This window comes from Neorhizobium sp. USDA 3394, assembly GCF_056280385.1.
The window spans coordinates 2,426,814-2,448,136 of the sequence record NZ_JBWCDU010000001.1 but is presented as its reverse complement, the minus strand read 5'-3'; the positions used below and the strand labels follow the sequence as shown (position 1 = coordinate 2,448,136).

At 62.1% G+C, this 21,323-nt stretch carries 19 protein-coding genes and 1 pseudogene; 7 read left to right on the top strand and 13 right to left on the bottom strand.

What is annotated here, in order from left to right:
* The first annotated feature begins 1 nt into the window (after position 1).
* The 4 genes from ACZ9EJ_RS11805 (at position 2) to ACZ9EJ_RS11790 (ending at position 2,948) form a co-directional block, all read left to right on the top strand.
* Complete coding sequence (locus ACZ9EJ_RS11805; RefSeq protein ID WP_046640407.1) at positions 2-889, top strand: YicC/YloC family endoribonuclease; 888 nt, start codon at positions 2-4, stop codon at positions 887-889.
* A 3-nt stretch (positions 890-892) separates the two neighbouring features.
* Positions 893-1,573 (top strand): guanylate kinase, encoded by a 681-nt coding sequence (gene gmk, locus ACZ9EJ_RS11800; protein WP_046629985.1) that lies wholly within the window; start codon positions 893-895, stop codon positions 1,571-1,573.
* 248 nt (positions 1,574-1,821) lie between these two features.
* Complete coding sequence (locus ACZ9EJ_RS11795) at positions 1,822-2,205, top strand: putative periplasmic lipoprotein (protein ID WP_046640408.1); 384 nt, start codon at positions 1,822-1,824, stop codon at positions 2,203-2,205.
* Positions 2,206-2,354: 149 nt separating this feature from the next.
* Entirely contained in the window at positions 2,355-2,948 is a 594-nt protein-coding gene (locus ACZ9EJ_RS11790) for a hypothetical protein (RefSeq protein WP_251089991.1), read from the top strand.
* Between the two features lie 36 nt (positions 2,949-2,984).
* Here the strand turns inward: ACZ9EJ_RS11790 and rsmA are convergent, their stop codons facing one another.
* The 7 genes from rsmA to ACZ9EJ_RS11755 all read right to left on the bottom strand — a co-directional run bounded on the left by rsmA (position 2,985) and on the right by ACZ9EJ_RS11755 (position 11,448).
* Complete coding sequence (rsmA, locus tag ACZ9EJ_RS11785) at positions 2,985-3,818, bottom strand: 16S rRNA (adenine(1518)-N(6)/adenine(1519)-N(6))-dimethyltransferase RsmA (protein ID WP_046640409.1); 834 nt, start codon at positions 3,816-3,818, stop codon at positions 2,985-2,987.
* Positions 3,818-4,834 carry a 4-hydroxythreonine-4-phosphate dehydrogenase PdxA gene (gene pdxA / locus ACZ9EJ_RS11780; RefSeq protein WP_046640410.1) on the bottom strand — a complete coding sequence of 339 codons (1,017 nt, stop codon included), beginning with the start codon at positions 4,832-4,834 and terminating at the stop codon, positions 3,818-3,820. The genes rsmA and pdxA overlap by 1 nt, the downstream gene beginning before the upstream one ends.
* A gap of 43 nt (positions 4,835-4,877) precedes the next feature.
* Positions 4,878-5,822, bottom strand: coding sequence for a SurA N-terminal domain-containing protein (locus ACZ9EJ_RS11775; RefSeq protein WP_251089990.1), 945 nt, complete (start codon positions 5,820-5,822; stop codon positions 4,878-4,880).
* Positions 5,823-5,955: 133 nt separating this feature from the next.
* Entirely contained in the window at positions 5,956-8,283 is a 2,328-nt protein-coding gene (locus ACZ9EJ_RS11770) for an LPS-assembly protein LptD (RefSeq protein ID WP_046640411.1), read from the bottom strand.
* On the bottom strand, positions 8,283-9,371 hold the full coding sequence (gene lptG / locus ACZ9EJ_RS11765) for an LPS export ABC transporter permease LptG (RefSeq protein WP_046629991.1): 1,089 nt from the start codon (positions 9,369-9,371) through the stop codon (positions 8,283-8,285). The genes ACZ9EJ_RS11770 and lptG overlap by 1 nt, the downstream gene beginning before the upstream one ends.
* Positions 9,368-10,543 carry an LPS export ABC transporter permease LptF gene (lptF, locus tag ACZ9EJ_RS11760; RefSeq protein WP_046640412.1) on the bottom strand — a complete coding sequence of 392 codons (1,176 nt, stop codon included), beginning with the start codon at positions 10,541-10,543 and terminating at the stop codon, positions 9,368-9,370. Before lptF ends, lptG begins: the two co-directional genes overlap by 4 nt.
* Before the next feature lie 113 nt (positions 10,544-10,656).
* The gene (locus ACZ9EJ_RS11755; RefSeq protein ID WP_046640413.1) at positions 10,657-11,448 is read right to left on the bottom strand and encodes a phosphatase PAP2 family protein; all 792 of its coding nucleotides are present in this window, start codon (positions 11,446-11,448) and stop codon (positions 10,657-10,659) included.
* A 231-nt stretch (positions 11,449-11,679) separates the two neighbouring features.
* On the opposite strand from ACZ9EJ_RS11755, the gene ACZ9EJ_RS11750 reads away from it, so the two are divergent.
* Together ACZ9EJ_RS11750 and ACZ9EJ_RS11745 are read left to right on the top strand one after the other, a co-directional pair.
* Entirely contained in the window at positions 11,680-13,173 is a 1,494-nt protein-coding gene (locus tag ACZ9EJ_RS11750) for a leucyl aminopeptidase (protein WP_046640537.1), read from the top strand.
* A 45-nt stretch (positions 13,174-13,218) separates the two neighbouring features.
* A complete protein-coding gene (locus tag ACZ9EJ_RS11745) occupies positions 13,219-13,668 on the top strand; it encodes a DNA polymerase III subunit chi (RefSeq protein WP_046640414.1) in 450 nt (149 codons plus the stop codon).
* A gap of 17 nt (positions 13,669-13,685) precedes the next feature.
* Here ACZ9EJ_RS11745 and ACZ9EJ_RS11740 read toward each other — a convergent pair whose 3' ends face one another.
* The 6 genes and pseudogenes from ACZ9EJ_RS11740 to ACZ9EJ_RS11715 all read right to left on the bottom strand — a co-directional run bounded on the left by ACZ9EJ_RS11740 (position 13,686) and on the right by ACZ9EJ_RS11715 (position 20,330).
* A complete protein-coding gene (locus ACZ9EJ_RS11740) occupies positions 13,686-14,528 on the bottom strand; it encodes a polysaccharide deacetylase family protein (protein WP_046640415.1) in 843 nt (280 codons plus the stop codon).
* Positions 14,529-14,677: 149 nt separating this feature from the next.
* Entirely contained in the window at positions 14,678-15,268 is a 591-nt protein-coding gene (locus ACZ9EJ_RS11735) for a TadE/TadG family type IV pilus assembly protein (RefSeq protein ID WP_046640416.1), read from the bottom strand.
* An 11-nt stretch (positions 15,269-15,279) separates the two neighbouring features.
* The gene (locus ACZ9EJ_RS11730) at positions 15,280-15,789 is read right to left on the bottom strand and encodes a TadE/TadG family type IV pilus assembly protein (RefSeq protein WP_251089989.1); all 510 of its coding nucleotides are present in this window, start codon (positions 15,787-15,789) and stop codon (positions 15,280-15,282) included.
* A 9-nt stretch (positions 15,790-15,798) separates the two neighbouring features.
* Positions 15,799-17,157 (bottom strand): TadE/TadG family type IV pilus assembly protein, encoded by a 1,359-nt coding sequence (locus tag ACZ9EJ_RS11725; RefSeq protein WP_046640418.1) that lies wholly within the window; start codon positions 17,155-17,157, stop codon positions 15,799-15,801.
* Positions 17,158-17,314: 157 nt separating this feature from the next.
* Positions 17,315-19,199: pseudogene (locus ACZ9EJ_RS11720) on the bottom strand (ATP-binding cassette domain-containing protein).
* A gap of 99 nt (positions 19,200-19,298) precedes the next feature.
* Positions 19,299-20,330: a GGDEF domain-containing protein gene (locus ACZ9EJ_RS11715; RefSeq protein WP_046640420.1), complete on the bottom strand. Its 1,032-nt coding sequence runs from the start codon at positions 20,328-20,330 to the stop codon at positions 19,299-19,301.
* 206 nt (positions 20,331-20,536) lie between these two features.
* On the opposite strand from ACZ9EJ_RS11715, the gene ACZ9EJ_RS11710 reads away from it, so the two are divergent.
* On the top strand, positions 20,537-21,226 hold the full coding sequence (locus ACZ9EJ_RS11710; RefSeq protein WP_046640421.1) for a glutathione S-transferase family protein: 690 nt from the start codon (positions 20,537-20,539) through the stop codon (positions 21,224-21,226).
* Positions 21,227-21,323 lie beyond the last annotated feature (97 nt).

Genomic DNA, 21,323 nt, shown 5'->3' with positions numbered 1-21,323 from the left:
GATGACATTGCAGTCCATGACCGGTTTTGCCCGCAGCGAAGGCACGAGCGGGCGCAACCGTTACGCATGGGAACTGCGCTCGGTGAACGGCAAGGGCCTCGACATAAGGCTGCGCCTGCCGCCGGGTCTCGAACGGCTGGAGCCGGACGTCCGCCGGGTGATCTCGGAGAAATTTTCGCGCGGAAATCTGCAGGCGACCCTTACCCTCACCGTCGCCGAGACCAAGGTGGAAGCGGTGCTGAACCGCGATGCGCTGGCAGCCGTGCTGGCGCTGCGCGCCGAACTCGGCGAACTCGTCGATCCTTCGCCGCTGAGGCTCGATACGCTGATGGGCATTCGCGGCCTGGTCGACATCCGCGAGGCGGAAGAAGACGAGCAGACGGTTGCCGCCCGTGATGCTGCGATCCTCGCAAGCCTCGGCGAGGCGATCGGCCATCTGCAGCGGATGCGTGAGGGCGAGGGCACGGCGCTTGCGGCCGTGCTCAAGGGCCAGGTCGCCCGTATCGCCGAGCTTGTCCAGATCGTCGAAACCGACCCCTCCCGCACGCCGGAAGAGATCGCCCGCAAGCTTTCGTTTCAGCTCGCAGCGCTTCTCCAGGAGGCGCCGACGCTCGACCGCGACCGGCTGCATGCGGAAGCCGCCCTGCTTGCCACCAAGGCGGACCTGCGCGAAGAGATCGACCGGCTGAAAGCGCATGTGGCGGCCGCCAACGAGCTTATAGACAAGGGGGGCCCGGTCGGCCGCCGGCTCGATTTCCTTGCACAGGAATTTAACCGGGAATCGAATACTATCTGTTCGAAGTCCAATTCGGCGGCGGTCACATCCGCCGGCATAGAGTTGAAAGTCGTCATCGACCAGTTCCGCGAACAGGTCCAGAATCTGGAGTAAGACATGAGCCCGGCCCCTTCGTCTCAGGGCAAGCCGTCCCCGGCCGTGAAGATCGCCCGCCGCGGACTGATGCTGGTTCTTTCCTCGCCGTCGGGGGCCGGCAAGTCGACGATCGCCCGCAATCTTCTGGATGCGGATCGCAGCCTCGAAATCTCCGTCAGCGTCACCACGCGGGCCAAGCGGCCGAGCGAGATCGCCGACAAGCACTATCACTTCATTACCGTGCCGCAGTTCGAGAAGATGCGCGACGCCGGCGACCTGCTCGAATGGGCCGAGGTGCACGGCAACTTCTACGGCACCCCACGCGAGCCGGTGGAACTGGCGATGAGCGAAGGCCGCGACATGCTGTTCGACATCGACTGGCAGGGCGCCCGCCAGCTGCAGGAAAAGATGGCCGCCGACGTCGTCTCGATCTTCGTGCTGCCGCCGACCATGACCGAACTGCAGTCTCGCCTGCACCGCCGCGCCGAGGATTCCGAAGAAGTGATCCGCACCAGGCTCCTGAACTCGCGCGCCGAGATCGAGCACTGGCGGGAATACGACTACGTCATCGTCAACGACGATCTCGACGAGGCTTTCGGCCACGTGAGCTGCATCGTCAACGCCGAACGCATCCGCCGCGACCGCCGCCATGGCTTGTTCGATTTTGTGAGCGAGTTGCTGACGGAAGAGCCGAAGCTTTAAGGGCTGGGGCTGGTGGCGGCTTACCTGTGGCGGGAATCCTGGCGGTTCACGGCCAGCATTTGTGATTTTACCATGTGAGGAATAACGGGACCGCTTTAAGCCAGGAGCGGAGGTCGCAACTTCTTCACGTCATGACGTTGCAGTATGTCCACACGCTCCAATTGTTTCGCGCCACAATGTTGGCGCGAGTAGACCGCTTGATCCGGTTCTGTATGATCCCTGTCTTCTAAAGGTGATCGGGGTGGTTCATGAAATTTTTGATTGCGGCAGTCGCAGGTGTGTTGCTGTTGACGGGCTGTCAGACATCGGTGCCGGAAAGTGTTGCATCGTCTCAGACACCACCGACGGCTTCCGTGAAGCGGGAGGTGCTGAGAGCTGCCCATCGCATGGGTTTCCGCGACCGGGACATCTACGGCGCGCAGATTTCAAGCGTCGTCCTGCTCAAGCCGGAGAAGAATATCTACGCCTTTTGCGTTTCCGGCTTTGGACGGCGGTATAATTATCCCGCCCGTTACGGCGTATCCATGCGCGACGGAAAGATTCTCGGCTACACGCTGGACGATATCCGTTGCCAGGACAGCCGCCTCAAATACTACCCGTTTCCAGAACTCGACAATCTCGGGCGGCCGTAGCCGGCCTGAACCCCGCGTCCAGACGACGGCTTTGCGCCAAAAACGGAGATCCTAGTCGGTGCGTATTCATACCCGTATGTGTCACCGTCGCTATGAGACCAGTGACGCCCCTGAGATGCTGGCCGCGAAGTCATTTGCGAATTCGCTGAATGACATCTGGTGACAAGAACAACGAAATGAATGAGTTAGTAAAGCCGGTGAACTCCTGGAATATTCGGCGGATCGTGATTGCCGTTTTGCTCGGTACCATCACGGCTACCTATCTTCGCGCCTTCGATTTCTGGCCACTTGGTGTTGCCGGTGGATTGAGAGCGCTTCTCGATCTGGCCGGGCCGCTTATCTTGCTCGCTGTCGTACTGACACTACTCGTCTGGCTTGCCAGCGCGTTCATGGCTTTGTATCGCCAAAGATTTCAGAGAGCAGTCGGTAGCTTTATTGCCATCCTAAGTGTTCCAGCTTGCTCCGCAATACTCCTCGCCACCTCTATATCCGATCCTTGGGTATGGTATGTCGTTCTCAATAAATCGCGTTTCGAAACGGCAGCGGTAAATAGCCGCTCAATGGCCAGTCCCAAATTTGTCGTCCTGGAAGAACGCGACATTTCGACGGGGATCGCGGGAGTGACTGAAAACCGTTTCGTTGCGCTCATCTACAGCGAAAGCGATCCAGTCGAGTTGGCCTCATCCATTCCGGGTCTGAGACATATCTATGGCAACTTTTACAGGCGCGACAAATTCATGTGATGTCTCCTTCGGGCCGAAAGCAGTCTTGATCGCAGATCACAAACAGTTAGCCAACCGCACGAACTCCTCCACCGACAGCGTTTCGGCCCGCCTCGCCGGGTCGATCCGGGCCTTTACCAATAGCGCCTCGCCGCCGAGCGACTTGACGCTCTGGCGCAGCATTTTTCGGCGCTGGCCGAAGGCGGCGTGGGTGACGCGCTCCAGCTTGGCGACGTCGCAGGGCAGGGGATTGCCACGCGGCGTCAGGTGCACGACCGTCGAGGTCACCTTCGGCGGTGGCGTGAACGCCTGCGGCGGCACGTCGAAGACCATGTGCGCATCGGTGCGCCAGCCGGCGAGCACGCCGAGGCGGCCGTAATGGTCGTCCTCCTCGTCGGCGACGATCCTTTGCCCGACTTCCTTCTGGAACATCAGCGTCAGGCTTTCCCAGAAGGGCGGCCATTGGTCCGGCGCGGGCAGCAGCCAGTTGATGAGCAGCTGGGTGCCGACATTGTAGGGCAGGTTGGCGATGATCTTGACCGGGCCTTCAGGTGCCAGCGCCGCAAAATCGGTCTTCAGCGCATCGCCTTCGATCACGTCCAGCCGGCCGGGATAATGCTCGCCGATCTCCGCCAGTGCAGGAAGGCAGCGGCTATCCCGCTCGACGGCGATCACCTTCTTGGCGCCCAGCGACAGGATGGCACGGGTCAGGCCGCCGGGGCCGGGGCCGACCTCGAAAACCGTCGCGTCCTGAAGTGGTCCGGCGCTGCGGGCGATCTTCTGGGTGAGGTTGAGGTCGAGGAGGAAATTCTGGCCGAGCGCCTTTTTGGCGTCGAGCCCGTGACGCTGGATCACGTCACGCAGCGGCGGCAAGCCATCCAGAGTGGCCATCAGGCGGCTTTCGATGTGGATGCGAGATTGCCGGCGAGCCTGATCGCCTCGACGAGGCTCGTCTCGCGGGCGACACCCTGGCCGGCAATGCCGAACGCTGTGCCGTGATCCGGCGAGGTGCGGATGAAGGGCAGGCCGAGCGTGACGTTGACCGACGTGTCGAATCCGAGCGCCTTGGCAGGGATCAGCGCCTGGTCGTGATACATGCAGATCGCCACGTCGTAACGGGCGCGCGCCTCGTCGTGGAACATCGTGTCGGCCGGCAGAGGCCCGAACACATGCAGGCCCTCGGCGCGCAGCTTGAAGATGGCGGGATGGATGATGTCCTGGTCCTCGCGGCCGATCGCTCCGTCCTCGCCCGCATGCGGGTTGAGGCCGGCAACCGCAAGCCGGGGCTTGTCGATGCCGAAGCGGGTCTTGAGATCGTGATGGGCGATGCGGCAGGTCTCGGCGATCAGTTCAGCGCTCAGCGCCGCAGGCACGTCTTTCAGCGGGATATGGATGGTGACCGGGATGGCCCGGAGTTTCGGCCCCGCCAGCATCATCACCGGCAGGATCTTCCTGCCGGTCGCGCGCTCGGCGAGGTCGGCGAGGAACTCCGTGTGGCCGGGGAACCCGAAGCCGGCCTGGTAGAGAATGGATTTGGCGATCGGATTGGTGACCGTGCCGGCAGCCCTGCCTGCAAGCGAGAGCGAAACGGCGGTCTCGATCGCCTGGATCGTTCCCCTGGCGGTCGCCACATGCGGCTGGCCGGCGGCGATTTCAGCGCCGGCCGGGATCGGCAACACGGGCAGGGCGTCGTCGAAGATCGACATCGCGCTTTCGCTATCCGCTTCCCGGATCGGCACGTCGAGGCCGAGCATCACGGCGCGCGCCCTGAGGACGGCCGGATCACCGAGGAAGAGGAAAGGTGGCAGGTCGTATGCCCGGCGTGAGGCCCAGGCGACAAGCGTGATATCGGGGCCGATGCCGGCAGGATCGCCCTGGGTCAACGCAAGCGGACGGTCGAGAGGCATTACGGCTCCGAAAATGACTTAAGTGTCGAGGTCAGCGATAGTCTCAGCGATACTCGATCTGGGCCTTGCTGCGCAGGTCGTCGAGATATTTCTTGTCGTTGGGGTCGGGAGCGCCCTTCTTCTCCTTGCCGAGATCCTCGGCGCGGAACACGACTTCCGCCGCAAGATCGTCCGACACCTGGCGCTGTTTGCAGATAGCCAGGAACTCCACGCCGCGTTCGGTGACGCGGGTGCCCGTCGTGCCGCCATCGGCCGTCTTCTCGATCAGCGGCTTCCAATCGGCCGGCAGTTCGGGGGCGAGAACGCGGCCGAGGTCGCGGATCGATACGTCCAGCATGGTCGCGGCGAAATCCTTCGATTGCTCGCAGCCCGGGAATTTGGAGCGCGCGGCGTTCGCTTCCTTCTGGCGCTTGGCAAGAATGGCGTTGCGCTTGGCCGGCGGCACCACGAAGATCACCTGCTGCAGGAAATATTCGGTGGTGACCGGCTTTTCCTTGTTCTCCATCATGCGCGTGACGAGCTCCTGGCTCGACATGCGGCCGCGCGAGCCGCCGTAACGGGCGTTGACCAGTCGTGGCCAGCTCATCTGCACGGCGATGTAATTCTTGAAATGCTCGACCCCGACGCCGGCCTTGTCGAGGATCTGGCTCATCTGCGCCACGCTCAGCTTGTTGCCGGCGGCAAACCGCTCGAAGGCCTTGTCGACGTCCTCGGTGCTGACCGACATCTTCACGCGGGAAATTTCCTGGCGCTTCAGCGCTTCATCCACCAGCACTTCGCGCGCCGTCTTGGCATCCGCCTTCTGGCGCTGAAGGCGCAGGAACGCGACGCGCCTGCCGACATCGGTGCTGGTGATCGCCGTCCTGTTGACGACGGCCGAGACTTCGCTGGCGGCCTGCGCCTGCTGGGCGGCGGGCTGGATGACGACCGAGGCGGCCAAGACGGCCGCGGCCAGCACCAGCTTGCGCGTTGCGGTCATTGCGAACATGATACCAATCCCTTTTCCCGCCCCGGTGGGCACTTGAGCCCGACCGGCCTCGCATTTCATACTCTATTTGCGACCGCTTGCACAATTCTTGCGGCGAAACGATGACGGTCAGCCGATCGGGGGACCCGCTACGTCAGTAGCGGTAGTCCTGATCGAAACCTTCGGTCGAGCCGACGCTGATATCGCCGAGCGTGCGGAAGCTCAGGCGGGCGCTGACAGTCCAGTCGTTCGCGGCCGTGTCCGACGGCTTGTCCGAATAGGCAACCGTAAAGATCGTGCACTCGTCCGCATAGCTGATGCCGATGCCGCGCCGGACCAGTTCCTTGTCCGCGAGATCCCAGGTCGCCGTGCCGGCAAGCGCCCAGTTTTCGTTGATCCGGAAGCTCATCGAGTGCTTCAGCACGTCTTGCGCGTCGTCCGAACCATATTCCGGCTGAGCGTCGACCTGCGTATAGACCAGCGTGCCGCTCACCCGTGGCGTCGTGTAGCCAACCGAGGCATCGGTGCGCTTGATCGCGAATGTCTTTTCGTCGAAGCGGGCGTTTGCCCCGATCGTAAAGCCCTGCGGCAGGTCGATGGCCGCCATCGCGACATAATCGGACCGGCGCGTTTCAAGCCCGGAATTGGCGCCCGCCTGAACTAGGTCCTCGGTCGCGAACGAGTTCTGGCCGGCGATCTGGTAGGACTGGCCGACAATGCTGCGCACGCCGATGCCGTTGGCGAACGTGCCGGTATAACGGAGGCCGACATTGGCGCGGGTGCCGCCTTCGACACGGTCGAAGCCCGAAAACTTGTCGCGCTCGAAAAGGCTGGTGGCGTCGAAGACGAAGCTCTGCGCATCCTCGTTCGGCAATCCGCCGGCCATCTGCTCGTCGGGACGCGCGAAGATCTGCGCAATCGGCTCGATGATATGGCTGCTGTTTTCGGTGGTCAGCAGGATCGGATAACGAGCCTCAAGACCGGCAGTTAGCATGTAACGGCCGTTGGCGCCTTCAGACTCCATATCACCGAAATAGGGACCCGGCGTGCCGGAACCGGTATGGCGGATGCCGTCGCCGCGGGCGGCGAGGATCGGCGTCAGCAGCAGACCGTCGAGCGTGTTGTAGGTACGCTTCCATTCGGCTTCCACGGTCAGGCGGCTGTAGCTGCCTTCAAGACCCGGGAAACGATTGGTCGTGCCATCCCTGTACCAGTCGTCTTCGCGACGGGACAGGTTGGTAATGTTGGACGTGACCGAAAGCTCGCCGCCGAGGATCGGTTCCGGCGCGTAATAGGTGTAGTCGAGCGAGGGATAGACGATCGCCTGCTTCTGCTCGGCCGTGTTGCTATAGGTGTCGTCCTGGATGTTGAAATAATAGCTGTGCAGGTCGAAATGGTTCCGCGTCCCCAGCCCGGTCAGATAGACGTCGTTGGTGAACGTGCCGCCGCCCACGCCGGTCAGCTTGTAGGTCCGCGAAAAGTTGTTGTCGCTCTGGGTCATGACGTTCCAGCCGAACGTCCAGCGCGGATTGATCTTGAACTCGCCCTTGGAGGCGGCCATGAGGCGGTTATCCGCAGCCCGGTCGCTGGTATTCGGATCGAAGGCTTCCGGATCGTTCTGATGGATCCCGGCGAAGCGGAACGTATGTTCGCCTGTCTCGAACTTGTTGCGGATCTCGCCCTGAAGCAGCAGGCCCTGATTGGAATAGTAGGTCGGGCTGAGCGTCGCATCCATGCTCGGCGAGAACACATGATAGTAGGGTACCGTCACGCCGAAGCCGAGATTGTCGCTCGCGCTGTACTGCGGGAACAGAAGGCCCGACTTGCGCTCGACCGTTTCGTCCGGCACCTCGATCGCAAAAGGCAGGCGGCCGATCGGCAGGCCGAACAGTTCGAACTGGGCGTTTTCAAGCCGAATCGTATGGGTCTGGCCATTGCGGACCACCCTTTGCGCCTTGACCTGCCAAAGCGGAGCCTTGCCCGGCGTCTGGGCGCAGGGAAGGCAGGCGGTGTAGACGGTATTGTTGAGCACCATCAGGTCGCCGGGCTGGCGCTCGGCGCTCTCGGCGGCAAGGCGGGTATTGTCGGTGGTCTCGACGCGAAGCGCGTTGATGAAGCCTTCGCCGAAGCTGTCGGTGACGTCCATCTGTTCGGCATAGACGCGGCTGCCGCCCGGCTCGATCAGCTCGATATTGCCGGTCGCCATGACGCGGCCGCTCTTCTGATCGTACTGAACGCGCTGCGCCACCATCTTGTAGCGGTTGTAATAGATCTGCACGCCACCGGTCGCGGTGACCAGCTCGGCGTCCTGATTGTAGACGAGCTCATTGGCGCGCAGCAGCATCTTGGCGCCGTCCGCTGCCTGAGGCACCAGACCCTGAGCCTGCACAACCGTTGCGGATACGCCAAATACGCATACAGACACACCTGTCAGCAGGGCGGCGGCGAGCCGTCTTATATGTTTGCGGTCACTTACCGCCACTAGCCATCCTCCTGATGAAGCAGAATCGTCGTCCCCAGTGCCGTCGCGACGATCACTGGAATCCAGACCGCCACGAAAGGAGGAATTGCCCCGCTGCTTCCGAATGCCTTCACAAGCACAGTGACGACATAAAGCACGAAGCCAGAAACTATTCCACCCAGAATCACGGAGCGGGACTGGGCGAACCGACTGAATTTTAATGAGACTGTTGCAGCAATGAGAGTCATTGCCACGAGCAGGATCGGCAGGGAGAGCAGCGAGTGATACTGCGTCTCGAGCGCCTTTGTGGGAATGCCGAAAGATTTGCTGACCTCAATTTTTCTGGAAAGATCAAAAAACGCAACAGTATCAGGCTGCGCAAGGCTCTCTTGGATATATTCCTGCTTCAAGTTGGTGCGAACCTGTGCTGTCTCGCGACGCACCGGAATTTCGCCCGGCCGGTTTTCCAAAACCTCGTTAAGCAGCCAGTAACCATCTTCCAATTTTGCGGTCCTGGCGTCCTGCCGCATGATCACGCGGCCGTCCTTGTCGAACTGGAAAGCCACCACGTCGACAAGCAGCGTTCCCTTCTCCTGATAGCTCTTGGCGCCGATGACCGTATCGTCGTCGCCGCTGATCTGGCGGATCCAGGGAATGAAGGTGGATGCCCTGGAGCGGTTGCTCGCTTCGCGCCAGCTTGCCTCCATGGAAGCAGATTCGCGTTGGCCCCAGGCGGCGAGCGGGTTGATCACAAGCAAGGTGGCGAGCCCGATCAGAAACGCTCCGATGACGAAGGGCGAGATGAACTGCCAGACGGAAATGCCGGCGGCGCGCGTCACCACCAATTCGTAGCGGCGGTTGAGAGCGATCAGCACCGTCATGCCGATAAAGAGGCTGAGCGTCGGGATGGTCTGCTGCAGGATCAGCGGCACGCGCATGGCGGTCATCGCCAGCCCGGCCGAGACCGTGTAGCCGCTGAAGCCCGACATGCGGCGGCTGGTTTCGCTGAAGTCGGCGAGGAAGATGATGGCGCCGACGCCCAGCAGGAACCAGAGCGCTGTGATGATATAACGACGGAAGAAATACCGGCCGAGCGTCGTGAAGATCATGCCGTACCTCCGCCCGAAGTTCGCGAGGCGGGTATGCGCCGCTGCAGGCTGTTGGCCAGGCGCGACATTCCGCGGGCGACGAAGCGCGGCGCCGAGAACTGCCGGTTGGTGGCAAGCATGAAGATCGCGATCAGCGAGAAGACGATCGGCACCGCATAGGGGAGCGGTGTGTAGAGCGGATGACGTTCGACCATGTTGGTGGCCGAGAACCCGAGCCAGCGCACGCCGAAAGCGAGGAAAAGCGCAAACACCATCGGATGGACTCGGGTCTGCCGGTGCGAGCGGGTGCTGCCGGCAATGACCAGCGAGATCAGCGCGAAGGTGATCGGGAAAAGCCAGTCGGACAGGCGCCTGTGCAGTTCCGACCGGTAGGCATCCGGCGATTTCTGGTAGACTGGATCGTTCGGATCCGGGTTCAGGAGGAAGGCGAGGCTGCGGTCGGTGGAATATTGCGGCAATCCGCCTTCCGCCTTCGCCATCGCCGACAGATCGAAGGCGTAGGAGACGAACTTGATGATCGAGATGCGCCCGTCGGCGGATTTGCGGTGGACCTCGCCGTCACGCATGGTGAGCGACGTACCGCTTTCGTCGATCGATCCCTCGCGGGCGTAATAGATGAGGTCGAAATTGGGGTCGCGATAATCGACGACGAACAGGCCCTTGAGCACCCGGCCGGAATGGCGCTCCGAGATCTGCACGTAGAGCCCCGGCTCGATGCTGCGGAAGGTCTTTTCCTCGATGACCGAGGAGAGCAGGTCGGCGTAAGCGGCGGCGACCATCTGGCGGGCCGCGACGCGAGACGGCGGCTCGACGAAATTGGTCACCACGAAGGAGAAGAGACTGAGCGCGAGCCCGAGCATCAGCACCGGCCGGTAAATGATGCTGCGCGACGCGCCGGCCGCGTCGATGACGGGCAGTTCCGAATCGTTGTTCATCGCCGTCAGCGTCTGGGTGATGCCGATGACGAGCGCGAAGGGCAGGACGACGGGGATGATGGTCGGCAGGATGAAGGTGGCAAGAGTCGCGAACGAGCCCATCGACTGGCCGGTATCGGTGACCAGGTTGATGCGTCCCAGCACCTGGATGGTCCAGATGATGGTGAGCACCGGCAGCAGCGTCACCAGGAACATCTGAAAAATCCGGCGCAATATGTAGACTTCGAGGAGCTTCATTCCGGCCTAGATACCTTGCACAACGTCACCCGGGGATGGTGACAGCTTGTTACCCCGAGATGACGGTCGCGCCTATCTAAGCGATTGAGATCAGCTTTGCGACAGGGGCCGCGTCACAAATTTGTTTGCGAATTCCGTTTTCTTCTTCGCTGTGACATTTCGAAACACGCAGCCACCGCCGCATAGACCACCAGCGACGACAACCAGCCGAGCGTCACGTCCGAAAAGTAATGACCGCCGAAGGAGGTCCTGAGCGCCGGCGAGATCAGCGAGATGGCGATCAGCGGGGGCCCGAGGACCGGACGTAGCGGTTTCGGCAGCAAAACGATGAGGCAGGCCAGCCAACCGGCGCCCGCCGCCTCGCCGGAAATGAAGGAACAGTTGCCGACGCAGGCGCCGCCGAAATCGCCGGCCGGGGTGAATACGGCCTTGCCGCCGAAAAAGTCGGTCTCGTAGGGGCGGGGCCGGTTGGAGACCTGCTTCAGGATCAGGTTGACCAGCACATAGGGCCCGATCAGGAAGGCAATCAGGGCGATGGAATAGTCCCGCGTCTTGCGGGGGCTGTAGGTCGTGCCGTGGTGCTGCAGGTTGGCGATCAGCCGGTAGAGGAGATAGATCGCGACCAGCGCCGGCAGGTAGAAGAGGACGCGCCGGATCAGGACGAAGACGGTTTCGCCACCATAGGGGAAACTGCCGCAGACCCGGCCCCGTTCGATAGCCTCGCCACAGGCGGCCTGGGCGAAGAAGGCGCGTGCCACGGCAAGGTCGATCTGGGGTACCAGGTAAAAGATCGCCAGCAGCATCCACCAGAGCGCCATCAGCACGATGAACCAGCCCTTCGGCCTCGCGAAGAATCGTCGCGTGGCGGCAAACCAGTCGGAAACGGTTGGAGAAGGCGAGGTCATGCGAACTGATCCGTTGGTCGTCAGGCGGCGCGACCCTAGAGCATGGCGCGTGGAATTTGAACAGGGGCCAGCTGCCGATAGAATGGAATGTCCGCTCCCGGAATCCGGCTTTTTGACGCGCCGGAGAGGGAGGCCGCAAACGGGTTGACGCGCTTGTGATATCTCGCCCTTGCGCTCGCGGCCGAAACGGCGATGATCGCCGCGTTCTTTCGAAAGCCTCCTGGAGTCGCAATGTCCGTGAAATTCGATATCTCCTTCGCCAAGTCCGCCAAGATCGACGGCGGCCTTGCCATCCAGCTCAAGCTGGCCGGCGACGGCCCGGCGGCGGGAGCTGCCGATGCCGATCCTGCCGGCATCGTGACCCGGGCGGCGGAAATCGCGAAGTTTTCCGGCAAGCCGATGTCGACGCTGGACATTATCGCGCCGCAGGGGTCTCCCGCCGACAGGCTGGTCGTGCTGGGTCTCGGCAAGGCCGAGGCGCTGGCCGCCTACGACTGGCTGAAGGCGGGCGGCATTGCCGCTTCCACGGTCAAGTCGATGACCAGGGTGGCGATCTTTACGGATGTGCCCGGCCTTGCGGTCGGCGCTGCCGAACTGGCCGGCTTCGCGCTCGGCATGCTGCTGCGGGCCTACAGTTTCGACACCTACAAGACGAAGAAGGGCGACGACGAGGAAAAGGCGCCGAAGACGGTGAAGGTGACGATCGTCACCGCCGAGCCTGCGGCCGCCAAGAAGGCCTTTGCCGAATCCGAGGCGATTGCCGGCGGCGTGCTGCTTGCCCGCGAACTCGTCAACCTGCCGCCGAACGTGCTCGGGCCGGTCGAGTTCGCCGATAAGGCCAAGGACCTGGAGAAGCTCGGCGTCGAGGTGGAAATACTCACCGAGAAGGAGATGAAGAAGCTCGGCATGGGCGCGCTTCTCGGCGTGGCGCAAGGTTCGGTCCGGCCGCCGCGGCTTGCCATCATGCATTGGAAGGGCGGCAAGCCGAAGGATGCGCCGGTCGCTTTCATCGGCAAGGGCGTCGTTTTCGATACCGGGGGCATTTCCATCAAGCCGGGCGCCGGCATGGAGGACATGAAGGGCGACATGGGCGGGGCTGCCGCCGTCATAGGCCTCATGCATACGCTCGCCGCCCGCAAGGCCAAGGTCAACGCGATCGGCATTCTCGGTCTCGTCGAGAACATGCCCGACGGCAACGCCCAACGACCGGGCGATATCGTCACCACCATGTCGGGCCAGACGATCGAGATCATCAACACCGATGCGGAAGGCCGGCTGGTGCTCGCCGATGCGCTTCACTATTGCAACGATCGCTTCAAGCCGCGTTTCATGATCAATCTGGCGACGCTCACCGGCGCGATCCTGGTGGCGCTCGGCAACCTGCAGGCAGGCCTCTTTTCGAACAACGATGAATTGGCCGGCCAGTTGGCCGGCGTCGGGGATGTCACCGGCGAGCGCCTGTGGCGCATGCCGCTCGGCAAGGAATACGACAAGCTGATCGATTCGAAATTCGCCGACATGAAGAATACCGGCGGGCGTTATGCCGGGTCGATCACCGCAGCGCAGCTGCTGAAGCGATTCGTGGGCGAAACCCCCTGGGCGCATCTCGACATCGCCGGCACCGCGATGAATTCGCCGTCGAGCGAAATCAACCAGTCCTGGGGATCCGGCTACGGCGTCCGGCTGCTGGACGAACTCGTGCGGGCGCATTACGAGATGGGTTGAGAACCCACATTTGTCGGTTCGACGAAATATGGGTTCTCAACCGTAATGACTGAAGTCCTGTTCTACCACCTGACCGAATCGAAGCTTGAGGATGCGCTGCCGGCGCTCCTCGAAAAGAGCGTCGAGCGCGGCTGGAAGGTGGCGGTACAGACGAGCAGCGATCTGCGGCGGGATTTTCTCGACGCGCATCTCTGGGCCTTTCGCGAGGACAGTTTTCTGCCGCATGGCACCGACGCCTCGCCGATGGCCGAGGCACAGCCGGTGCTTCTGACCTCCGCCGCTGAGAACCGCAACGGTGCGACGGTTCGTTTTCTGGTGGACGGTGCCGAGCCGCCGCCGGTCGCCGACTATGACCGGATCGTCTTCATGTTCGACGGCTACGATACCGTCCAGCTCGACAATGCCCGCGCCCAATGGAAGAAGCTGAAGGGCGAGGGGCATGCGCTGACCTATTGGCAGCAATCGGAAGAGGGGCGCTGGGTCAAGAAGGCCTGACCCCGCGCATTCTTCGCTCAGTTCAGCCAGGCCATCATCATCGACGAATTGCTGTGGCGCAGGCGAACGACCTTGTAGCCTTCGGCACTCAGCTGGGTGAGCAGCGCCGGCAGCATGGCGGCCGTGCGGGCATGGATGTCGTGCAGCAGGATGATGCCCTTGCCGTGGGCGCGCAGCGAATTCATCGTGCGGGTGGCGACGGCGGCCGGCGAGACGCCGAAATAATCCTTGGAATCGACCTGGACGTCCAGCACGACCATGCCGTTCGAGGCGATCCACTGGCGCAGACGGCTTGTGTCTGCGAGGTAGGGGAAGCGGAAGAAGCCGGCGTCCTCGTGCGTAACGCTGGTCACCGCATCGCGCCCTTTCTCGATTTCGGCGACGGCGGCATCGAAGGAAAGGTGCTGCAGGTCGGCATGGCGATAGGTATGGCTGCCGATCGTGTGGCCGGCATTGACGACCTTGCGGGCGATCTCCGGATGGGCCTTGGCCATCTGCCCGACCATCAGGAAGGTCGCCTTGACGTCGTATTCGTCGAGGATCGAGAGGATCTTCTCCGTTTTCTTCGGCATCGGGCCGTCGTCGAAGGTCAGCACGACCTCCTTGTCGGCAAGCTTCAGGTCTGAGAGCGACGAGGCGGTGAGGGTGCGGCCGGAAAGGCTGCCCGGATTGTTGAAACGCCCCCAGGCGACCGGTGTCAGCGCGACCGGCGAATCCGCCTCCGCTTTTTTGGGGGAGGAAATCCCCTTGGCGGGCGCAAATGAAGTGGCAAGCGAGCCGCTCTCGGTCTGGCTGCGGCCGGCGCAGGAGGAAAGAAGGCACGCGACGGCGGCGGCGACACAAAGGACGCGGACAGACATGGGGGCGACTCGGCTAAAAAGTGACTAAGGAGTTGAAGCGACGTCACATTCGCCGATTATGGTTAACGGCTGGTTATGATGGTTCTTCCGCCGCATGCACCTTGCGCAACGGGCCGCAAGGACGGTTCTGACGCATTGCAGATCCTGGCCTACTTCTTGGTGATCTTGTCACCCACTCGCGGACGGGAGATCGCCTTGCCGACAAAGCTGTACGCGCCCGAGCCGGTGATGGTGGAAAACAACGACGTGAAAGGCGTCGTCATCGCATAGTTCACCTGCACGACGACGAGCTGCACGTTGGTTTCGATCAGGTCGGCGGGAATTTCGAAGGCGGGCGGGTCCCCGGATGCCTGCGCATTCGTTTGGTAGGCGGTGGACCAGTTGACCTTCGCGTTGCCGGCGGCGTCGAAGTCCATGAGGGCCACCTGGATGGCAAGTGCGCTGCTGTCGAAGGGAATGAGAATGGCGGCCGCCCCCTGGAGAAGGGTATTGAGCTCGCTGTTGCTCCAGCTCGGTTCCTGGGAGACGATGTCGCTTGCCACTTCCGCGATCTGGTTGATCTTGCGCTTCACCATCAGGCCTTCTCCGAGATCGACGGTGCCCGCAAAAAGCAGGGCCATTATCGGCAGAAGCAGGGTGAATTCGATGCCGGACTGGCCTTTCCGGTCGGCGAGCAGGGCCCGCACGCTTCTTTCGCGCCGGTTGCCTTGCCTGTGGTCGGGATCATGTCTTGGTGCCATCGCACGATTTCTCAAAAGGGTTCATTTCTGAAAACCACGGAAGCGGAGAGCACATAGGTGCCATCGGCAAGCGTGTTGACGTCTGCGCCGATGGCGGCCAGCAGGCTGTCCCATGGAAGGAAAGCCTGGATCATCACATAGTCCCCCGACCCGGCCGGAGAAAAGCTTTCGGTCACGGACAGAACGCCGCCGCTGACCGGCGACTTGAAGCTCATCGACGAGAAGTCGGACATCGTGGTGGTCGTGACCAGGAGTTCGTCCTCGCAACTGAAGGCGAGCGCCATGCCGTCGCAGACGTTGCTCTTGAACGTGGCAAGATCCCAGCCGTTCGAATAGGCGCTGCCGACCCGGACGGAACGGGCGGCCATATGCAGGGCCGAATCGAGCGCGCTGTCGACGAAGAACATCAGCGCCATATCGAGAATGCAAAACAGGAAGACGAAGAACGGCAGGACAAGCAATGCAAACTCGACCGCGGCTGTTCCCTGCTCGTTCCGTAGGAGGGCTTTGAAACGGTGCATCGGCGCCATCTAGTTTGTCAGCCTTACCTTGGAGAGATATTGCTTGAAGAGCGAGGACAGGCCCTCCTCGATTTCCTCGGCCGAATTCGCCTGCAGGAAAAGGTCGCCGCTCGTTGCGCATTCCTCGAGTGCTTTGGGGATATAGGCAGTCCGGGTGCTGTTGTTCTGGCCAGAGGCGACCGTGCCTCCCCAGATCGAGCTGAAGCCGCTGCTGCTCATCGTCTTGCCGAGCGTTGCATTGTAACCCCAGTCCCAGGCCATCGGCAGGTATTCGGTGTAGAGAACGCCGATTGTGGCGTCGAGGTCCTTGATCTGCTTGCACCATTTGGAATTGATCGGTGTGACAACTGTTTGCAGCGAGCTTTTTGCTGTCGGGAAGCGGAGGCCCGAATTGCCTTGCAGCACCCAGTTGCGCTCGGACTGGACGCCGTCCGTCAGAACCAACACGAGTTTCAGCGGCGCATCCTTGGTGGTTCCGTCTCCGGCCGTTCCGATCATGGGCTTGAGGGCCGTCAGGGACGTGTCGAAATATGTCGCGTCTTCTGAGGTCGCGCTCGTCATGCCGCTGGTCTTACTGTTCAGCTTCGTACGGGCCGCCGAGGTCGAGAAGGTCGGCGACAACACCTGGGTCGCTGTTTCGCCAAGGGTATAGAGGCCGACCCTGATACGCTCATGGGTGGCGTCTGCCGTGTCGATGAGGTCTAGAACTTCTCGCGCGGCGTCCACCGAGACATCGGCCCGCAGCTTGATGTTCATCGCGACCGACAGGTCGTAGACATTGTTATAGGTCTTGCTCTTGTAGCTGAAGGTCGCCCCTTCCGGCGTATGGCACGCAAAGGCGCAGTTGGCCTGTGACGACATCAGGCTGGATTGACCGGCGCTCGTCGCCGCGAGCAGCATCGAAGCGGATTTGTCGAGTACGATATGGACGTCGAGATAGGCGCGGCCCGGACCTTCGACCGACGAGGCGGTGGCAACCCCGACGCCGTCTATGCCTGCAATCTTGAGCAGCGTCGTGGGCACCGTCGCGCGGGCAGTCGCGGTAATCTTACGGTTCGATGTGTCGATGTCGATTTCTTCGAGCATGTAACCGCCGTTCCCGAGATCGGTCTGGGCAGCGAACCACTCCTGGATGCGCTTCTTGAGCGCGGCATTGTCCAGTGTTCCCACGCTCTTCACGGCGCCGAGCAAGGCGGAATCGAGATCGGCCTGCATCTTCGAACGGGCGTTATAGGCCCGCACATAGTCGAGGCTGGCGCCGACGGCGGTGATCAGCGGCACGAGCAACAGGGAGAACATGATGGCAATATTGCCGCGGCGATCCGCGAGCAGGCCAGAAAGAGCGTGAAGCCGCGGCGGATTGGACATGAGGCCGGAAGATCATCCCTGTGAATAATCGGCCGATATTATAAAGTATTCCTAATTTAATGATTAATCGCATTGCGGGTGGCGGGTTTCCGGCCTCGCCGCCGAGGATATCGCGGGTCTGGTCGGCAGGAGGGCAATACTCGCCACCGGAGCAAAGTCAGCTCGCCATCGCCTCTTCGTATTCCGACGACAGCATCAGCCATTCTTCTTCGGCGGACGAGAGTTTTGCGGCGGCCTCTCCGCGTTCCTTGGCCTTCTGGGCCGCCTTGGCGGGTGTTTTTTCGTAGAGAACCGGGTCCGCAAGTTCTTTATCCAGAGCCTTGATCAGTTTCTCCAGCTTGGCGGTTACGGCCTCGATTTCGTTGATCTTTTTCTTGAGCGGTGCCAGGGAGGCGCGCTTTTCGGCATTTGCCTTGCGCTGGTCCGCCTTCGAGGACAGGTCCTCGGTCAGCTCAACTTTTTCGTCTTTTTTTTTGCCGGAGCTGACAATCAGGTTGCGGTATTCCTCCATGTCGCCTTCGAAATTCGACACCGTGCCGTTGTTGACCAGCCACAGCCGGTCGACGGTAGCCTCGATCAGGTGACGATCGTGGCTGATCAGGATGACGGCGCCCTCGTAGTCGTTGAGCGCTTCGATGAGCGCCCGGCGGCTGTCGATGTCGAGATGGTTGGTCGGTTCGTCGAGGATCAGCAGGTTCGGCGCGTGAAAAGCGGCAAGGCCCATCAGCAGCCGCGCCTTTTCGCCACCCGACAGGTCTTTTGCGGCCGTCGCCATCTTTTCGGTGGCAAGCCCCATCTGCGCCACGCGGGGCGCGAACCTTGGCCTCGGGCGCGTCCGGCATAAGCCGGCGCACATGGGCGACGGGCGAATCCGCCGGCACAAGGTCGTCGAGCTGATGCTGGGCGAAGAAGCCGATCTTCAGGTTCGGCGCCAAGCGGATATCCCCGCTCTCCGCCTTGAGGCGGCTGGCGATGAACTTGGCGAAAGTCGACTTGCCGTTGCCGTTCGAGCCGAGCAGGGCGATGCGGTCGTCATTGTCGATGCGCAGCGTGATGTTCTTGAGGATCGGCTTGCCCGGTTCGTAACCGACGGCGGCGTTCTGGATCGCGACGATCGGCGAGGCTGGCTGTTTTTCCGGCTCCGGAAAGGTGATCGGCTGCACGTGATCCTCGATTACCGCGGCGACCGTGCCCATGCGCTCCAGCGCCTTGACGCGACTCTGCGCCTGCCGGGCCTTGGTGGCCTTGGCCTTGAAGCGGTCGATGAAGCTCTGCAGGTGCTTGCGGGCCGCCTCGTTCTTGGCCTTGGCCTTGGTCTGCAATTCGTCGGCCTCGGCCTTCTGCCGCTCGAACTGGTCGTAGCCGCCGCGATAGAAGGTCAGCTTCTTCTGGTCGAGATGCACGATGGCGTTGACCGCGTTGTTCAACAGGTCGCGGTCATGGCTGATGATGATGACGGTATGCGGATAACGCCGGATATAGTCTTCCAGCCACAACGTGCCTTCGAGATCGAGATAGTTGGTCGGTTCGTCGAGCAGCAGCAGGTCTGGCTCGGCAAACAGGACGGAGGCGAGCGCCACGCGCATCCGCCAGCCGCCGGAAAACGACGAGGCAGGGCGGGACTGCGCTTCCTGGGAGAAGCCGAGACCGGCGAGAATGCTGGCCGCGCGCGCTTCTGCCGAATGTGCGTCGATATCGACGAGCCGCATCTGGATGTCGGCGATGCGGTGCGGGTCGGTCGCTGTTTCCGCCTCCGCCAGCAGTGCGGCGCGCTCCTTGTCGGCGGAAAGCACGATTTCGATCAGCGAATCCTCGGTGCTTGGCGCCTCCTGCGCCACCTGCCCGAGCCGGGCGTTTTTCGGATAGGAGACCGAACCGGTTTCCGAGCCCAGCTCCCCGGTTATGACCTTGAACAGCGTGGATTTGCCGGCGCCGTTGCGGCCGACGAGCCCCGCCTTGGTGCCCGCGGGTAGCGTCACGCTGGCATTGTCGAGGAGGAGACGCCCGGCGATGCGGGCGGAAAGTTCGGTAATCGTGATCATGGCGGCGGTTTTGGCCGAAACCCTGTTGGTTGGCAAGGGCGGCGATGGGCCGATGCAGCGGGAACTGTGGCCTTCTGGGTTCCGGAAGTGCTGCCCGTCTCAGGATCGTTTTTGGCCGCCGCCGTGAAGCGCGACGATCAGGCGCGGATTGGCCTTGGCCGCTTCAAGCGCCGAGCCGGCCTGCAGGCGGAGTTCCTGCGGTGAAAAGGCGTCCGCGGTGAGAGCCGCGCCGACCGAAAGACCGATCCCGCTCGTGCCGTCGGAGGCGGCGAAGACGAGATTGTCGGTGATCGAGGCGATCAGCCGCTCGGCGATCGGCTGCACGCTGTCGCGGCCGACGTCACGGAAGACGAAGGCGAAATCGCCCTTACCGATGCGCGCCAGGAAATCGTTCTTCTTGATTGCCTTGCGGAAGATCGAGGCGGCCTTCTTGACGATCCGGTTGACGGCGGGATCGCCGTAGGTGCGGGCCAGATGAGGCAGATCGGTAACCGCCACCAGGAACAGGGCGGTATCCCGGCTGTCGGCATCGACGCCATAGAGTGCCTCCAGCCGCTCGGCGAGCGCCGCATGGTTCGGCAGCGAGGTCAGCCGGTCGCGCAGTGTTACCGAGCGGGCAACCGATGCCTCGCGTTCGGCCTTGACGAGGCGATCGGCACCGGCGCGAAGAATGGCTTCCAGCTCGGTTTCGGCGACCACTGCGTCGGAGAGCGATACGCTCAGATATTCGATCTCGGCCAGAATGTCCTCTGGTCCCGCGGTGCTGTCCTGGCGCAGGCTGCGGGCGACGGTTTCCAGAACCCGGCTGAAACCCTTCTTCTGGGTGACGCCGCTTGCCATCTTGTCCCGCAGTTCCAGCAGCAGCTTTATTTCCTGATCGCGACCCCTGACGGGCATGAGCGCCACGAAAGCTGAAAGCTGATGGCGCAGCCCCATCTCGTCGAGCACCGTCTGGGAAGGGCCGGCGGGGAGCGCCAGAACTTCGCGCGAAAGGGCGGGGTCGGCGCCCAGCAGCGCCTCGTGGAAGAGCTCGTAATTGCGCGGCAGGCCGCTCACGTCCAGCTTGGCCATGAGCTGGACGACAGCCTGCAGGCCGCGATCCTGTCCCGTTCTGCTCGCTTCGCCCGCCATGTCTCGTCCTCACAATTGTTCGATCGTGGGACAAGCCATGCGGCACCGGTTTTAACATTTACTAAAAAGGACCGGATTGCTGCTAGTTACGGTTAAGGGATCGTCGAAATGGCCGATCGACTGCAACTCATGAAATTTCCTGATTGGATTCAAACGGGAATTTGCTTTCAATATCGCCGGCCACACGTTCAGATCAGGAGCCTGCCGTGACCCGTATCCTCTACTCGCTCTGCGGCGCCGACGAGAGCCGCCCGTTTTCGCCCCATTGCTGGAAAGTCGTGCAGGCGCTCGCCCACAAGGGCCTCGATTTCATCGAGAAGCCGACGCCGTTTACCGAAATCCCGAGCCTTGAGGGCGGATTCTCCAAGACGGTGCCCATCCTCAGGGACGGCAACGAGCTGATCCGCGACAGTTTCGAGATCGCGCTTTATCTGGAAGAGGCCTATCCCGACCGGCCGACGCTGTTCGGCGGACCGGCCGGCAAGGCGTTCGCCCGTTTCGTCGAGGGTTTTTCCCAGATGGTGGTGCATACGGCGATCACCAAGATCGCGGTCAAGAACATTCATGACATGCTCGGAGAGACGGACCAGGTCTATTTCCGCGCCAGCCGCGAGGCCCGGCTCGGCAGGACGCTCGAAGAGCTCGACGCGAGCCGCCAGGCGGAGATCGACGGTTTCGCGCCCAAGCTGGAGCCGATCCGCCACGCCCTGAAATATCATGATTTCATCGGCGGCGACGGACCGCTTTTCGTTGACTACATCCTGTTCGGCGCGCTGCAGTGGATGCGCATCACCGCCGGCACCAAGGTGTTTTCCGATGACGACCCGGTCGGGTTGTGGTTCGAGCGCTGCCTCGACCTGCATAATGGCGTCGGGCGCAGTGTGACAGCGGCGTGAAATTGCCGGAACCCCCTTGTTTCCAGCGAAAGGGGCGGGTAAAGACCGCCCACTTTCCCCCTTAGTCACGGGGCCACAGGAAACGAAGGATAGAACA

Bases quoted from the DNA above. Each gene is read 5' to 3' on its own strand.
- ACZ9EJ_RS11805 (WP_046640407.1), top strand. From the start codon at position 2: ATGACATTGCAGTCCATGACCGGTTTTGCCCGCAGCGAAGGCACGAGC.
- gmk (WP_046629985.1), top strand. From the start codon at position 893: ATGAGCCCGGCCCCTTCGTCTCAGGGCAAGCCGTCCCCGGCCGTGAAG.
- ACZ9EJ_RS11795 (WP_046640408.1), top strand. From the start codon at position 1,822: ATGAAATTTTTGATTGCGGCAGTCGCAGGTGTGTTGCTGTTGACGGGC.
- ACZ9EJ_RS11790 (WP_251089991.1), top strand. From the start codon at position 2,355: ATGACATCTGGTGACAAGAACAACGAAATGAATGAGTTAGTAAAGCCG.
- rsmA (WP_046640409.1), bottom strand. From the start codon at position 3,818: ATGGCCACTCTGGATGGCTTGCCGCCGCTGCGTGACGTGATCCAGCGT.
- pdxA (WP_046640410.1), bottom strand. From the start codon at position 4,834: ATGCCTCTCGACCGTCCGCTTGCGTTGACCCAGGGCGATCCTGCCGGC.
- ACZ9EJ_RS11775 (WP_251089990.1), bottom strand. From the start codon at position 5,822: ATGTTCGCAATGACCGCAACGCGCAAGCTGGTGCTGGCCGCGGCCGTC.
- lptG (WP_046629991.1), bottom strand. From the start codon at position 9,371: ATGATCTTCACGACGCTCGGCCGGTATTTCTTCCGTCGTTATATCATC.
- lptF (WP_046640412.1), bottom strand. From the start codon at position 10,543: ATGAAGCTCCTCGAAGTCTACATATTGCGCCGGATTTTTCAGATGTTC.
- ACZ9EJ_RS11755 (WP_046640413.1), bottom strand. From the start codon at position 11,448: ATGACCTCGCCTTCTCCAACCGTTTCCGACTGGTTTGCCGCCACGCGA.
- ACZ9EJ_RS11750 (WP_046640537.1), top strand. From the start codon at position 11,680: ATGTCCGTGAAATTCGATATCTCCTTCGCCAAGTCCGCCAAGATCGAC.
- ACZ9EJ_RS11745 (WP_046640414.1), top strand. From the start codon at position 13,219: ATGACTGAAGTCCTGTTCTACCACCTGACCGAATCGAAGCTTGAGGAT.
- ACZ9EJ_RS11740 (WP_046640415.1), bottom strand. From the start codon at position 14,528: ATGTCTGTCCGCGTCCTTTGTGTCGCCGCCGCCGTCGCGTGCCTTCTT.
- ACZ9EJ_RS11735 (WP_046640416.1), bottom strand. From the start codon at position 15,268: ATGGCACCAAGACATGATCCCGACCACAGGCAAGGCAACCGGCGCGAA.
- ACZ9EJ_RS11730 (WP_251089989.1), bottom strand. From the start codon at position 15,789: ATGCACCGTTTCAAAGCCCTCCTACGGAACGAGCAGGGAACAGCCGCG.
- ACZ9EJ_RS11725 (WP_046640418.1), bottom strand. From the start codon at position 17,157: ATGTCCAATCCGCCGCGGCTTCACGCTCTTTCTGGCCTGCTCGCGGAT.
- ACZ9EJ_RS11715 (WP_046640420.1), bottom strand. From the start codon at position 20,330: ATGGCGGGCGAAGCGAGCAGAACGGGACAGGATCGCGGCCTGCAGGCT.